Annotated in this window: 8 protein-coding genes; all 8 read left to right on the forward strand. The window is 50.9% G+C overall.

Annotated features, from left to right (window positions below; genetic code table 11):
* Window positions 1-12: 12 nt before the first annotated feature.
* Window positions 13-1,449 (forward strand): SusD/RagB family nutrient-binding outer membrane lipoprotein, encoded by a 1,437-nt coding sequence (locus U9S71_RS10415; protein ID WP_326327305.1) that lies wholly within the window; start codon window positions 13-15, stop codon window positions 1,447-1,449.
* A 285-nt stretch (window positions 1,450-1,734) separates the two neighbouring features.
* On the forward strand, window positions 1,735-2,982 hold the full coding sequence (locus tag U9S71_RS10420) for an exo-beta-N-acetylmuramidase NamZ family protein (RefSeq protein WP_326327307.1): 1,248 nt from the start codon (window positions 1,735-1,737) through the stop codon (window positions 2,980-2,982).
* A gap of 79 nt (window positions 2,983-3,061) precedes the next feature.
* Complete coding sequence (locus U9S71_RS10425; protein WP_326327309.1) at window positions 3,062-6,529, forward strand: SusC/RagA family TonB-linked outer membrane protein; 3,468 nt, start codon at window positions 3,062-3,064, stop codon at window positions 6,527-6,529.
* Between the two features lie 17 nt (window positions 6,530-6,546).
* Window positions 6,547-8,343 (forward strand): RagB/SusD family nutrient uptake outer membrane protein, encoded by a 1,797-nt coding sequence (locus U9S71_RS10430; protein WP_326327311.1) that lies wholly within the window; start codon window positions 6,547-6,549, stop codon window positions 8,341-8,343.
* Between the two features lie 35 nt (window positions 8,344-8,378).
* Window positions 8,379-9,812: a DUF4623 domain-containing protein gene (locus U9S71_RS10435; protein ID WP_326327312.1), complete on the forward strand. Its 1,434-nt coding sequence runs from the start codon at window positions 8,379-8,381 to the stop codon at window positions 9,810-9,812.
* A gap of 143 nt (window positions 9,813-9,955) precedes the next feature.
* Window positions 9,956-11,416, forward strand: a complete 1,461-nt coding sequence (locus tag U9S71_RS10440) for a glycoside hydrolase family 10-like protein (protein WP_326327314.1) — start codon at window positions 9,956-9,958, stop codon at window positions 11,414-11,416.
* Window positions 11,417-11,466: 50 nt separating this feature from the next.
* Window positions 11,467-15,087 carry a glycoside hydrolase family 9 protein gene (locus tag U9S71_RS10445; protein WP_326327316.1) on the forward strand — a complete coding sequence of 1,207 codons (3,621 nt, stop codon included), beginning with the start codon at window positions 11,467-11,469 and terminating at the stop codon, window positions 15,085-15,087.
* Window positions 15,088-15,151: 64 nt separating this feature from the next.
* Window positions 15,152-15,958 (forward strand): N-acetylmuramic acid 6-phosphate etherase, encoded by an 807-nt coding sequence (murQ, locus tag U9S71_RS10450; RefSeq protein WP_326327317.1) that lies wholly within the window; start codon window positions 15,152-15,154, stop codon window positions 15,956-15,958.
* Window positions 15,959-16,226: the final 268 nt, after the last annotated feature.

Here is a 16,226-nt window from a genome sequence, read left to right on the forward strand (position 1 = left end):
GGAGACAGAATCATGAAAACCTCAATAACGAAAACAACAAAAAGACTGGTGGTAGGGGTGCTTACGATGGCCTTGGCCTTCCATAGTTGCGGGGATTATTTCGATGTGGGCAATAATCCAAACCTGGTAACGGCACCCAACGTGAACTCTTTGTTGGCATCGACAACCCACCGCGTGGGTATGAATGCTTATCGGTATGGCAGTGCGGTGGCCAACTATGCGCAGTATATCGCTAGCCCCACCGAAGCATCGGCCACGGACATATACGACATCACCGATTTGTCCACTTCGTGGTCGCAGGCCTACTACGGCATGTCCGATGCGCACGACATGGTGATGTTGGCCGAAGAAGCAGGTGCAGACCTGCATGTTGGCGTAGGCAAGTTGCTCATTGCCTATCAGCTGAGCTTGGTCTTTGGTACTTGGGGTTCGGCCCCCTATTCGGAAGCATTTAACAAGGTGGAAACCTTTACACCCGCCTATGATTCGCCGGAACAACTGTATGCGTCGATCGGGCAGCTGATTGACGAAGCGATTGTGGCGCTGGGCAGTACCGATGCCACCATGGAGCTCGATGCCGATCTTGATGTCATCCATGGCGGCGATGTGGAGCGTTGGGTACGTACCGCTTACGGGCTGAAGGCGCGGCACCTCAATAAGATTTCGAAAAAGGCAAGTTACGACCCGCAGGCGGTGCTCGCCGCTCTGGACAATGCTTATGCTTCTGCAGACGATGACATGAAAATGGGTGTGTTTAATGGAGACAATCCGTGGTCGGGCATTGCGAGCAGTAATTTAGGTGGCTTGCTGGGCGGTTGGTTGTCCGCCAATTGGGTGAACCATCTGAATGGCGTTACCTATGGCCTTGTAGACCCCCGGGTAAGCCGGATTACCGACTTGACGGTGAATGGTGATTACAAGGGCACGCCCAATGGCGGCGGTAACCAAGGCCCCTTAGCGAATACGGTTTACGACGAATGTTATATATCGGCCAATAGTCCGATCAGCAGCGAGACCGCGCCGATCTATATCATGACCTATGCCGAGCTGAAGTTCGTTGAAGCAGAGGCGGCGCTCCGCGCTAACCTGCAGGCCCGCGCATATGCCGCTTACCTCGACGGGATACAGGCAAGCATGGATATGCTTGGTGTGCCGGGAGACGAAGCAGCAGCCTATAAAGCACATGCTTCGGTGGGTGTCGGTGCGGCCAGTCTGACGCTCGATTTGGTTTTCAAAGAAAAATACGTGGTCACTTACCTTAACCACGAAGCTTGGAACGATGCCCGTCGGCACGATTACGGATATGAAGGCTTCCAGATGCCCCAGGGAGCAGTGCTTCCCGCATTTATCCGGCGTGTTGCTATCCCCAATACCGAGATCGTAAGCAACCGGGTCAACATCCCCGAGCAGGAATCGTTGGATACCCCCCTATGGTGGGACCAGCCGTAGCGATCAATACCGAATTAAATCAGAAAGAGCTTGGGTCGATAAACGATTACAGGCTCTTTTTTTATCTTGCATAGCGCATAAAGACGCATAAAAACTCACGACATAAAATCGTTAAAAACTATTTAGCTATAAAACAAGTCATTATAGCGCGCTCAGAAAGACGAAAAATGCGGTTGACTGTCTGTTTTCGTGTTTTATATAAAAAACATGCAAAAACATGCACGACTTTGAAGAATATTGTCTAATATTGTATATCCAATTTAGTGTAGACCTTAAAATTGACGCATGGGTTTTTTTACGACAACTAAAAACAACGCGAAGCAAGGGTGGCTTTTCGCTTTGGTGTTGCTTCCTTTGGTAACCATACTAGCCTGTGGGGGCAATGCCCAACAGCGCGATAGCGATGCTGCCGACACCTCCGGCGATGCCGGTATCCATACCGGCGCCGAGCAGCTCGATCGTTACCTGCCGCTGCTTGCCGGTAAGAAGGTGGGTATGATGGGTAACCAAACCTCGGTGGTGGGCGACCGTCATCTGGTGGATGTGCTACTTGAAAAAGGGGTGGACCTGCAGTTTGCCTTTGCGCCTGAACATGGCTTCCGGGGCAAAATTGAGCGCGGGGAGAAGGTATCGAACGAGGTTGATGAGGAAACCGGCCTGCCGTTGTATTCGCTGTATGGCAAAAACGAAAAGGCCGACTCCATCGTTGCTGCCGTGGATGTAATGCTGTTTGATCTGCAAGACGTGGGGGCGCGGTTTTATACCTATATCACCTCCATGCACCGGGTGATGCAGCTGTGTGCCAACAACGGAACGAAATTGATTGTGTTGGACCGCCCCAACCCGAATGGCGACCAGGTAGACGGGCCCGTACGGAAAGACGACAAGTTCAAATCGAATGTAAGTTACCATAAAATCGCGATGATCCATGGCCTCACGGTGGGCGAGCTGGCCAAGATGATCAATGGCGAAGGCTGGCTCGATGGCGGTGCGCAGTGCGACCTCGAAGTCATCACCGTGCAGAACTACGACCACAATACGCCCTACGAGCTGCCGGTTATCCCTTCACCCAGCCTGCCCAACCAGCTGTCGGTAAGGCTATACATGTCGTTGTGCCTGTTTGAGGGTACCGATATTAGCGTGGGCCGTGGCACGGATTGGCCTTTCCAGGTGTTAGGCTACCCTGATCCGGTATTTGGCGACTTCACGTTTACGCCGGGCACGCGCCCCGGCATGGCTGCCCACGTAGAGCAGCAGGGTAATGAATGTTATGGGCTCGACTTCCGCGGACTGGACCCCCAAGAGCAGACCTTTACACTCAAATACCTCATTGATTTCTATAAGAAAGCGCCATTCAAAGACACGTTCTTCTCGCGCCCCGAGTTTTTCGACAAACTGGCCGGTACGGACGAACTGCGTAAGCAGATCATTGCCGGGAAGAGCGAAGCCGAAATACGCGAATCGTGGGCTGCCGATTTGGCCACGTACAAAACCATGCGTAAGCAGCACTTGTTGTATCCTGATTTTGAATAACTCAACTAATATAGCGACAAACAACTAACCGTATAGAAACAAAAAAATGGATTTTACTAACGATTAAAACAGGTTCATTATGAGAAGACTACTACGATTCGCGGTAATGATTGCGGGTGGCGTTTGCTTTGGAAATTTTGCTTTCGGAGCAGCGGCATTCCCGGACGTTGTTGCGAAAACTGTTGAAAGCAAAGCTACAGTAGCAAGCCAACAGACAGTACAAGGAAGGGTGACAGGTGCGGACGGCATACCATTGCCGGGTGTAAGTGTGTCTGTGATAGGCGGGAAGGAGGCTACCAGCACGGACGAAAACGGCAATTATACAATTGAGGCCTCTACAGGGAGTAAACTACGGTTTACGATGATTGGCTATACGAGCAGGGAAATCAATGTAAGTGGCAGCAATCTGGACATTACTCTGGAAGTCAGCGACCGAAGTTTGGAAGAGGTCGTTGTGGTAGGTTATGGTACCCAGAAAAAATCGCACTTAACCGGAGCGGTGTCATCCGTTAATGTGGATGAAGTATTGGGAAGCAGGCCTATAACGGATGCGGGGCGCGGTCTTCAGGGAGCTGTGCCGGGGTTATCCGTGGTCGTTCCAAGCGGTGAGGTAGGCTCCAATCCGATCATCAGGATACGTGGGCAAATTGGCTCCATTGCAGGTTCGGCAAACCCACTTATTTTGGTCGATAATGTTGAAATTCCCAGCATCCAAATGATTAACCCCAATGACATCGAAACGATTACCATTCTTAAAGATGCCGCTTCGAGCGCAATTTATGGGGCTAAGGCTGCCTTCGGTGTGGTGTTGATTACCACCAAAAAAGGGGCGAAATCTGAAGTGACCAACATTACTTATTCAAATAATTCATCCTGGCAATCTCCATTTAAGGATATTGAAGTGGCAGGGATCGACGGGTTGGAATATACGCTGGAGGCTCATGAGAATATGAATCAATCGGGTACTGCAGCAGGGGGATTCTGGCGTATTAGCCGCGAAAGTTTTGAGCAGATTAAGGAATGGCAGGAGAAATATGGCGGTGTTGTGGATTACAATGATCCGGTGGTCTACAACCGTGACTGGTATTACGATGGAGTAGATAAATATGGATTGCGGATTTATGATCCGGTAAAGACGATGATCAAGGACAATGCGTTTTCCCAAATTCATAATCTTGGATTGCTGGGCAAACGCGGTGACACTGATTATAATTTAAGCCTTGGATACACCGGGCAGGAAGGCATGATGAAACCAGCCAATCATGACGATTTTAATCGGTTCACGTCGACACTGAGTTTATCTACTAAAGTTACGGACTTTATGACAGTGAGGGGTCGGGCGATGTATACAGATGCCACCAAACGCTATCCCAATTCCGCAACAGGTTTTGGTGCCGATCCATGGCTGTATCTGTACCGTTGGAGCCGATTATTCCCAACAGGTGTTCAGGAACTTGGAGAAGACATTCGGGACCCCTATTTCGATACGAAAAAGGCCCACGATGCGATCGATCAGGAGCGATTTACAAATTTGAATCTGGGAACGACCATCGATTTTACCAGTAATTGGGATTTGCAGGCAGATTATACCTACAGTACGGAGATTAACTCATTTACTTCTTCGATGCCTACGTTTGAAGGTGCGTTCCATTGGTATGCGCCGGAGCCTTGGGTAGACGAAGGAGGAAGCCGGGTTTATGTTGATGAGGAAGGGAATATAACGGATTCAGGAGGTGTTCCCGGCTATCGTTTTCCGATTACGGAATATATCAATAAGGATCAGAGTAACTTCTATAAAAGCACGTTCTCCTCACAAAAGCACACGATCAACGCGTTTTCGACGTACCGCTTGAATCTCCAGGACAAGCATGCACTAAAGTTTATGTTGGGATCAAATATTGTCGGATACAACTGGGACAGCCATTGGTCTAGGCGGAGCGAGCTGATCAATTTCGACAACCCGCAATTTGATTTCACGGTGGGTACGCCAGACGTAGGTGGAGGCGCTGATTGGGAAGCGCAGGCTGGTTTTTTTGGCCGGGCGAATTATGCGTTTGATGATAAGTATTTATTGGAAGGCAATCTGCGTTATGACGCCACATCACTTTTCCCTGCTGATCTGAGATGGCGCTGGTATCCATCATTTTCAGGAGGTTGGGTGTTGTCGAACGAATCGTTTATGGAATCAGTTGATCCGGTGTTGAGCTTTGCCAAAATCCGCGGATCGTGGGGGCGCATTGGTGACCAGTCGGTTGATAACGGACTTTATTTACCGAGAATGGGTATCTCAAGGAATTCGTGGTTGAACAGCAGTGGTGAGCAATTCTTCCAAATTGGGACTCCTAATCCAGTGTCTGCAGGTATTGGATGGCAGGATATTGAGCATGCTAATATCGGTGCTGATCTGCGATTTTTCGGAAATCAGCTAGGTCTTGTGGTAGAGCTTTTCCAACGTGATACGCGAAACATGATTATTCCGGGCGACGATTTGCCGGCGACATATGGTGCAAACGCCCCGCAGGGCAACTTCGGTAATTTAAGAACGCGGGGTTGGGAGCTGGAGGGCGATTACAGCCATAGTTTTGATAATGGATTGCGGTTGAGTGTGAATGCCAACATTTCGGATGCGACTACCATCATCACCAAAGGAGCAGACTGGCAGACACCCTGGGAGAACAGGAATATTAATAATACATTCACCACCGGGAAAAGATATGGGGACGTTTATGGCTACGTGACGGATAGGTTATATCAAAAAGAGGATTTCGTGTATGATTCGGAGGGGAATTTTGAGCAGACTTGGATTGTATTCGAGGGGACTTCAAAATTGACCAATCAGCAGGTTGGCACTAACCCGGTTTATCAAACTTATTTTGAAGATGGCAATCAAACGATGCTAATCAGTCCGGGCGATGTGAAATTTGTTGATGTCAATGGTGACGGATACATCACTCCGGGCAAAAACACATTCGGTGATCCGGGGGATCGTGTGGTAATCGGTAATTCCACGCCGCGCTATCAGTATGGTTTCCGTCTTGCTGCCGATTACAAAGGTATAGACGTGTCTGTATTTTGCCAAGGAGTTGGCAGGCGCGACATCTGGGGCGGCGGTCAATTAGCTATTCCTGGCTTTCATGTGAAGGACGGCGCCATGCCACAGGCTATTGCGGAGGATTTTTGGAAGGAAGACCGGACGGATGCATTTTATCCCAGGGCGTGGCACCTGGGCGGAGCAAACTCAGGTTACGTAATGGTACCACAAACGCGATATCTTTTGGATATGTCGTATTTCAGGATTAAGAACATCATGGTGGGTTACACGTTGCCTTCACGGTTGCTGCGGAGCATTCATTTAGCCAACGCGCGCATTTATGTTTCCCTGGAGAACATGTTTACGTTTGATAATTTGCGAGGCCTCCCCATCGATCCTGAAACAATCAGTGGGCACTCGATACTACGGGAGGATGGTAATTACAACCTAGGTCGAACGGGGACGTCGAACCCGACGTTTAAGTCGGCTTCGGTAGGGATACAAATAGGTTTATAACTTCAAGAGACAGCAAGATGAAAATCAAACATATCATTTTGGCGGCATCTTTTGCCATGATCCACATGGGATGTGACAAATTTTTGGATCGACCGCCGTTGACAGACTTTACCGACGAAACCGCTTGGGTAAATGAAGAAAATGTGCGAATGTACGCAAACAAGTATTACACCGATTTCTTCGTGGGGTACAATTCCGGTTTCGGTTATTCTGGCGCCGCTTTAATGGGCTTTACATTTAGTGACGATGCCGTGAGCCTGGGAAACCAAAGCAATTTTACCCGATCCGTTCCGAACAGTGGTATTTGGAGCTATTCGCTTGTTCGATCGATTAACATTATGATCGACCGTGTTCAGAACAAGATGGAGGGCGTTCTGGAAACGGAAGCATATAACCACTGGATGGGTATAGGGCGCTTTTTTCGAGGGTTCCGCTATGCACAGCTTGTACAACAGTATGGAGACGTCCCTTATTACGACTATGTGGTGGCGGATACTGAACTGGATGAATTGTATAAGCCCCGTACACCGCGCAACGAGGTAATGAACGCCGTTTACGACGATTTCCGGTATGCACTTGAGAACGTACGCTTAAATGACGGTGATCAGTATGTAAACCGCTACGTAGTTGCGGGTGTCGTCTCCCGCTTAGCACTGTACGAAGGTACTTGGCAAAAGTATTATTACAACGATGACGAACAGGCGCGCAAATTCTTTGAATTGGCGGTAGAGGCGGGCGATTTGGTTATGGAGAGCGGGCGATATGATATCGTAACAGACTACCGTACCTTGTTTACCTCGCTGAATTTGAGTGGAAACAAGGATTGCATATTGTATCGACATTATGATGGGGCGGTAGGTGTACGGCATGCCATCGCTTCGAACAGCAACCTTACCGAGTCGCTGATCTTTGGCCCGTCTACCGACTTGATTAAATCATTCATTTGTCACGATGGAGAAGCTTGGCAAAACTCTTCGGTAACCGATGCCGAGGAGTTTGATATAGCCAGTTTGATCCAAACACGGGATTCCCGTTTTGAGGCATCATTCCATAGGGAACCTAGGCAAACGAATAGGGGCTCATTGTTATATATCGTTAAATTCCTGCCGCGGGATGTCGAAGCGATTGTTGAAGCGGGTGGTAAACTTCCTGCCGATTTTGTGGGTGCTACCAACGTAACCGATTATCCCGTACTGCGGTATGCTGAGGTGTTGTTGAATTGGATTGAGGCAAAAACTGAGTTGGCAAGTGTCGGCGGTGCTGCCGTGACCCAAGAGGATATCGACAAATCTATCAATAAAATTAGAGACAGGCCGCTGGCAACCGTTGCGGTTGAAAGAGGCGTTCAAAAGACAGCACCATTAACGTTGAGCGCGTTACCTGAGGATCCTGAGCGAGACGCGAGTGTGTCGCCGTTATTGTGGGAAATCCGCCGGGAGCGGCGCATGGAGTTCACGTTCGAGTCGTCTCGTATAGCGGACTTGGAGCGTTGGCATAAATTGGACTACATGGATACCGATGCCAACCCGGATCTATTGTCGGGAGCATGGGTGGATTTTCCGGAGGAATTACCGGCTATGATCAAGAATACACTTTCGGTCGTGTCCGTGGATGGTGAAATCACGCCATACAACGGGGCAAATGATGAGGAAATGGTCGGCTTTTACCGGAGTACAAGTAACGCCGGACGGCTACCCTATCTTAACCTTTCCAACGTGAACCCATACCTTTCGCCGGTAGGTCGCGTGCAGATGGATGAGTACGCAGCACGGGGTTATGAGTTGAAACAGACGGAAGGTTGGCCGCAAGAATAGAACGTTTAGAAGCTTATGCTAAAAGATATCATGTTATGAAACAATTAAAAAATGGATTAAAGGGTTTAACCTGGCAACTGGTGACAGTTATTGTCGGACTAACGGCGTTCAGTGCCTGTTCCGATGATTTTCCAGAAAACATCGAGTCTTCTGCAGAAACGGTATTGACATCAATCAAAATCCTTAATGCCGGTGTAGACGGCTCAACGGTTTTGGAGGGCACCGTCGATGAATTTACAAAAACGGTATCCTTTCCGCGAATCGATCCCGAAACGGATTTTTCAGCAATACGTTTCGAAATGGAAGGTTCACAAGGTGCCACGCTGGACCAAGAGTCGTATCTTGTTCCTTTTGATGAAGGCGAATCCCAGCGGACCCTCGTGATCAAAGTCGTCAATGGACCGAGATATCGCGAATATTTGGTCAACATCCGACTACGCGTGCCGGTTTTTGGTGCGGATTTCGAGAACCCGATGATATTCGATTTTTCTAATAGCCCGGAGGGGCTGCCAATTTACCCGACATTTCAATCGTTGCTGACCCGCGGGTCTGGGTTTGACGGATCACGAGTTCTTATTGTAACCCGAGCGGAAGGGGGATCACATTTATTGGATGTTCAGGATTTGAAAGACGGTAAGATTGAACCCATTCCGCTGAATTTGGAAGGCGTGTCGGGCGGCACCTACCCTGTAAATTGTGGGGCATTAATTAATGGACACACCTATATCGCCAGCTTATCTGGTGGACAAGTGTCGCCGTTGAAAATCTATCATTGGACCGATCCGGCCGCCGCACCCGAGGTAATAGCCAATATTAATGTGGCGAGCATTGCTGGAGCGGGTGTACGGCACGGAGACAATTTATCGGTGAATTTAGACAATAACGGGAACGGCTATATCTTTTTCGGTGACAATGCAGCCACTAAAGTATTGCGTTTAAAAATAGCAAACTACACGAGCGTCTCGGACCCGTTTGTTTTTGATTCCCAAACAGGGGTCTCATCGTTCATGTCTTACAATCGGATCGGTAATTCCGACCAATACATCTTTACCGGCTATGACGCTCCTGTTATGCTCGCCAACGATGGCGGTGCAATAGCTTATCGGTTAAGTAGTACCGTGGTGCCTAATAGGGGGTCTGATGCGCGTGTGATTACCTTTAATGGCGAGAGGTACCTGATCTTGACCACCGCTGCGCGCTCGGGTTCAGACGCGACCGTTCTCTATGTATATAATATTACAGCTGGTGAAAGTATTGCAGAGGCATTGGAAATTTTCGATGAATCTGGTGCCGATGATGTATATCACTATTCCATTGGGGGAGCTGCTGTTTCTGCTCCTTCAACACAGACCAATTGGTATGTGACCAAGGATAGTGAGGGAAATGATGAAAAGCTGATGTTATACAGCGCATCTGCAGATGCGGGTTTTGCGTTGGTTGAATTCGGTAAAAAGCAAGCTGAGGATTAGGTCAGGGTATGGATTAACGATGACTGGATAGATGCGCCCCTCATCGAGAGAGGAGGGCCTTCGCGTCTATCCGGTTTTCTATCTTGCAATAAAGACGTATGAGAAAACGATAAGTTGAGCGCGCGTCAAAAAAAAGTAAACGAATGAGCCGATTTTATTTATGCACACGTGTAGTCGTGGTTTTACTGCTATTATTCAACAGTTGTAAAAAGGATCCCGGTGGTATCGATACGCCAGAGCCGGAGCCGCCGGAGCCGGAGGACGAACTTTTATTTCCCGAAAAGGAGATGCGTGCGGTATGGGTTACCACAGCGTGGGGACTTGATTGGCCCCGCGGGGATTATAACGCGGCCAGCCAGAAGCAGCAATACATGGCCTACCTTGATCGGTTCGAGGACCTGAACATCAATGCAATATTTTTTCAGGTGAAGGCGATGGGCGATGCGTATTATACGTCGTCATACGAACCATGGAGTGTTTCTATCACAGGGACACGGGGAAAAAACCCCGGTTACGATATTCTTGAATTCATGATCAGTGAAGCTCATGCACGGGGCATCGAATTCCATGCTTGGATGAACCCTTACCGTATAGCGACGCGGGCCAACACCAGTACGTCTTACCCACCGCTTCATGAATCGGTTAACCCCGACTGGGTGGTTAGTCATGAAAAAATTCAGATATACAACCCTGCCTTACCCGAGGTGAGGGAACGATTAGTCGATATCGTTAACGAACTGATTACTTCATATCCTGTAGACGGTATCCACTTCGACGATTATTTTTATCCGGCGGCTTCTTCCGCTGGCCAAATGGTATCGGACGAAGATGATTTCGCGCAATATGGCGCAAGCTACAGTACCATCGAGGATTTCAGGCGGGGGAATGTGGACCAAGCAATCAACGCGGTCTATGACCATATTGTGGCGACCCGGCCAGAGGTCGTGTTTTCAGTGTCGCCAGCGCCTAATCGGGATTATAATTACAATACGGTTTTTGCAGATGTGACCAAATGGTGCAAGGAAGGTTGGGTCGACATTGTAATACCGCAGCTTTACCAAGAAATAGGGAATGCGTATAATGATTTCCAGATGAACCTTGATTATTGGTCCCAATATCATTATGAAGCGACATTAATGGTGGGACACGGTTATTATAAGTTTGGAGACCCGTCGATGCCGGCGGCGTTTCAGTCGACAGCCGAGCTGGAAAAGCAATTTGAGCTCACCAGACGCAATCAAAAAGTGTTGGGCAATGCCCTATATAGCGCTCGCTACGTACTGGAGAATAAAATTAATATTACAGACAAGTTAGCTACGCTTTATGCTAATCCCGCGGTAATTCCGATGGTGGGGCGATCGGTTTCGGCGGCTCCGCAGGCAGTATCGGGCGTCACAATAACCGGTAACGAACTTAAATGGAGTACATCGGGTAATGTTAGATCGGTGGTTTATTATTTCTCGGATTTGACAAAACAAGGCATCGTGTACGCCATAACAGAACAAGAGAATATAGCGTTAGATAAAGCGGGGCATTATTGTGTATCGACGATAAACATAGATAATGAAGAAAGTATACCATCGGATGTGGTGGAATATGAATAAGTATACCTTTATTCAGTTTTTTGTATTGAGTGGTAGCGTGATTGTATCATATGACGGCTTATAAACGATCCTATCTGTTAAAACCGATAGCGCTGTTGAAGGTGCTGGTGCTGTTTACGGTACTGGCCGTGCATGCCCAGCCCTTCCAATTCGCGCATGTGACCGATACGCATGTGGGCGGTGCCACCGGCGTGGACGACCTGCGGCGCACGGTAGCCGACATCAATGCCAACCCCGGCCTTGATTTCGTCATCCTGTCGGGCGACGTGACCGAATTCGGTTCGGACGACGAGCTGCGGTTAGCTAAACAAATCCTGGATAGCCTCACCGTTCCGTGGTATGTCATTCCGGGCAACCACGACACCAACTGGTCCGAAAGCGGGGGCAACAGCTTCCGCGAGGTATTTGGCGGCGAAACCTTCGCCTTCGTGCATAAGGGGTACTTTTTCGTAGGGACCAACTCGGGCCCCAATATGCGGATGAGCCCCGGGCAGGTGCCCCGCGAAAACCTGGTGTGGATGGATTCCCTCTTCGCCGCGAACGCCGACGTGGATATGCCGCTCATTTATGTAAACCACTACCCGCAAGACTCTTCGCTTAACAACTGGTTCGAGGCACTCGACCGCGTAAAGACCCGCAATGTGCAGCTCTTTTTCTGTGGCCACGGGCACCAGAACCATGAATACGATTTCGAGGGTATCCCCGGTATCATGGGGCGCTCCAACCTGCGGGCCAAAGACACCGTAGGTGGCTACAACATCGTTACCATCGGCAACGGCCAAGCCACTTACCAGGAACGCAATCCCGGCGTAGGTACCCAGCCCGCTTGGGCAACTATTCCCCTGGTCAACCACCGTTTCCAAACGGAACGCCGGTACTATCATCGACCGAGCTACGACGTGAATACGCGGCATGCCGCTGTGCGTGAAGTGTGGTCGTTCCAAGATGATAGCGATATCGGTGCCGGACTCGCTACTTATAAGCAACTGGTCATTACCGCCAATACTGCCGGCCAAGTCTATGCGCTCGATGTGCAGACGGGCCGTAAGGTATGGAGTTTCCAAACCGGTGGCAAGGTGTACTCTACCCCCGCCGTATGGAGAGATTATGTCGTGGTGGGTTCCACCGACAGGCACATCTACGGACTGGATGCCAAAACAGGGGCCGAGCGGTGGCAGTACGCTACGGACAAAGCCGTGCTGGGCTCCCCGTTAATACACAAAGGCGTTGCCTACATCGGCGCATCAGACGGCGTGTTCCGCGCCATCGATATCAAGTCGGGCCAACTGCGCTGGTCGTTCGATGCTGTAAAAGGCTATGTGTCAGGCAAACCGCTACTATATGATAACACGCTATATTTCGGTTCGTGGGGCAACGGTTTCTACGCACTAGACCCGGCCGATGGCCGGCTGAAATGGGAATGGTCCAACGGCGCCTCCAGTCGCATGCTCTCGCCGGCGGCCTGCTACCCGGTGGGGGCCAATGGCCGCGTGTTTATCGTGGCACCCGACCGGTACATGACCGCGCTCGATGCACGCACCGGTGCGGAGGTATGGCGCAAGAAAATCGATAGCATCCGCGTCCGCGAGTCCATGGGCTTATCGGAAGATGGAAAACTCGTGTATGTGAAAACGATGGACGGCCAGGTGCTGGGTGTCTCTACCACGGCCGACACCATGCAGATCGATTGGACATCGGCCCTACAGCTTCCCTACGAACTTACACCCTCGGCTATTGCGGCTAACGACGGACAGGTATTCGTACCCAGCCATTCGGGCCTTGTGAGCGGCCTCGATGCCGCCAGCGGGGCAGTGGCCTGGCAGTATAAGCTATCTAATGCCATGGTGAACCCCATGCTCCCGCTCAACAAACAGCGGCTGGTGGCCAGCACCATGGATGGAAAGGTGGTCTGCCTGGCCTATGGCGATCCCGAAGAACGGGCCTGGATCCGCATCAACCAGCTGGGCTACACGCCCCAAGGCATTAAGGTCGCCGTATTGGGCAGCAAAGGCAAGCAGCGTTTCCGCAAGTTTGCACTCATCGATGCGCAGACCGGCGATGTCGTTTATACTGCTCGGACGGGCAGGAACTTTGGGGCCTACGGACCGTTCCGTACCTCCTATCGGCTTGATTTTTCGGCTCATGCCGATACGGGCACTTACTACCTCGAGGTGGACGGCGCACGCTCGCCCCAGTTCCGCATCGCGGCCGATGTGTATGCCGGTGCGGCCGACTTCGCGCTTCGCTACATGCGGCAGCAGCGCACGCTGTTCAACCCGTTCCTGCAGGATAGCTGCCATACACACGATGGGTTCACGCTCTATGCTACAGACGCGGGCCTGCCCGATAGCACACACATCGATGTGGCCGGTGGCTGGCACGATGCATCCGACTATTTGCAATATTCCACTACCTCGGCCAATGCTACGTATCACCTCTTGGCTGCCTACCGCGATTTTCCCGGGGTGTTCCAAGATCATAAGCAAGCTAATGGCCTGAACGGCAGCAACAACGTGGCCGACGTGCTCGATGAAGCCAAATGGGGGCTCGATTGGCTGCTGAAAATGCATCCGCAATCCCAACTGCTGTTCAACCAGATTGCCGACGACAGGGATCACGCTGGCATGCGCATGCCGGGCGAAGACGATTTTTATGGCCGCGGTTACGAACGGCCGGTGTACTTTGTGAGCGGCGAGCCGCAACAGCGCGGCAAGTTCATGAACAATACCACAGGCACCAGTTCTACCGCAGCCAAGTTCACGAGTGCCTTCAATCTGGGCAGTGCGGTTTTCGAGCGGGTAAACCAGCCCTATGCCCAACTGCTGCGCGACAAGGCTACCACCGCCTATGCTTTTGCCAACAAGAAACTTGGCGTTACACAGACGGCCTCGGTAAAGTCACCTTACATCTATGCCGAGGAAAATTGGGTGGATGATATGGCACTGGCAGCGGTCACCCAGTGGCAGGTCACGGGCAACAATCGGTTCCTGGATGAAGCCCTTCACTATGTGGAGCAGGAGCCCGTAACGCCGTGGATGGCGAACGACACGGCAGCACATTACCAGTGGTATCCGTTCATCAACTTGGGGCACCGCGAGCTGGCCCAGCACCTGGAAGGAAACCGGCGTGATGAGGTGGTTGCCTACTACCGCCAAGGTATTGAACAGGTATGGGCGCGTGCGGGGCAGAACGCCTTCTACCGTGGCGTGCCGTTCATCTGGTGCAGCAACAACCTCACCACGGCCTTCGCCATCCAGTGCCAGTGGTACCGTGAGCTGGCAAACGACGACACCTATGCGCAGCTGGAGCAGGCCAACTTCGACTGGCTCTTCGGATGCAACCCCTGGGGCACGAGCATGGTGTACGGCCTGCCGGCGTGGGGCGATACGCCCACCGATCCGCACTCGGCCTTCACCCACTTGGATAGTTTCCCTATAGACGGCGGGCTGGTGGATGGCCCGGTATTCGGCAGCATATTCAACAATCTGATCGGCATCCGGCTCACTAAGCCCGATGCGCATGCGCCGTTCCAATCGGACCTGGCGGTGTACCACGATGACTATGGTGACTACAGCACCAACGAACCGACCATGGATGGCACGGCATCGCTGATTTACCTGTTGGCAGCTAAAGAGCAGCAGGCGCGTGAGGAGGCGCAGCCTGACCAGTAGCTGCTTGCTGGCGGGGTATGCGGGTTATGTGCCGCGTGATTTCGATTAATACAACGAGAGCGAAATGACAAATACGACGGAGAAAGAATCAAATTATCAGGATTTGGACCAAATGACAGTAGGCGAGTTACTGGTCAACATCAACAACGAGGATCAAACGGTCGCAGTGGCGGTACAACGGGCTATCCCCCAGATTGAGCGCCTCATCGAAGCCACTGTGGCCTCGATGAAAGAGGGTGGACGGCTGTTTTATATTGGTGCCGGTACCAGCGGCCGGCTAGGTATCCTCGACGCATCGGAATGCCCGCCGACATTTGGGGTGCCCTACGACTGGATCATCGGCATCATTGCCGGTGGTGATACCGCCATCCGCAAGGCCGTGGAGTTTGCGGAAGACGATGTGGAACAAGCCTGGATCGATCTGCAGGAACACGGCATTAATAGTAAGGACGTGGTAGTGGGCATCGCCGCTTCCGGGGGTACGCCCTATGTGCTGGGTGCTCTCAAACAAGCCAACGCGGCGGGTCTCGTTACGGGGTGTGTCGTCTGCAACGCCGGCTCGTCCATCGCCGAGGCAGCTACCTATCCCATTGAGGTCATCGTGGGCCCCGAGTTCGTGACGGGCTCTACCCGCATGAAAGCCGGCACGGCCCAGAAGCTGGTACTCAATATGCTCAGCACCACGGTGATGATTCAGCTGGGCCGCGTAAAGGGAAATAAAATGGTCGATATGCAACTGACCAACAACAAACTATTTAGCCGGGGTATCCGCATCATCATGGAAGAGATCGGTGTCGATCCACAAACCGCTTCGGATATGCTCGAGCAGTACGGGGGCGTACGGAAAGCAATCGAGCAAGCAGGGAGTTAACGCATAAAAACGCATAAGTTTTGTGATTCCTTTTAACTTAAACATCAATAATCAGTCTGAGTGCCGATTTTGTTAACGTGAATTGGCTTGTTTTCGTGTTCTTGTAACAAAAACGCATAAACGTGCATGTTGTCGAAAAATAATACTTATCATTGGTGCCTATTTAACATTCCATTAACAAAGCGAATTCGCTTTTTGGATGGAGTTAAGCAAGGGGATATTAGTTAACTTTTTTAAATCCTTAATGGATAGCATTCACTAATTAAAC

The organism is Parapedobacter flavus, assembly GCF_035818675.1.
GTDB classification, from domain to species: Bacteria; Bacteroidota; Bacteroidia; order Sphingobacteriales; family Sphingobacteriaceae; genus Parapedobacter; species Parapedobacter flavus.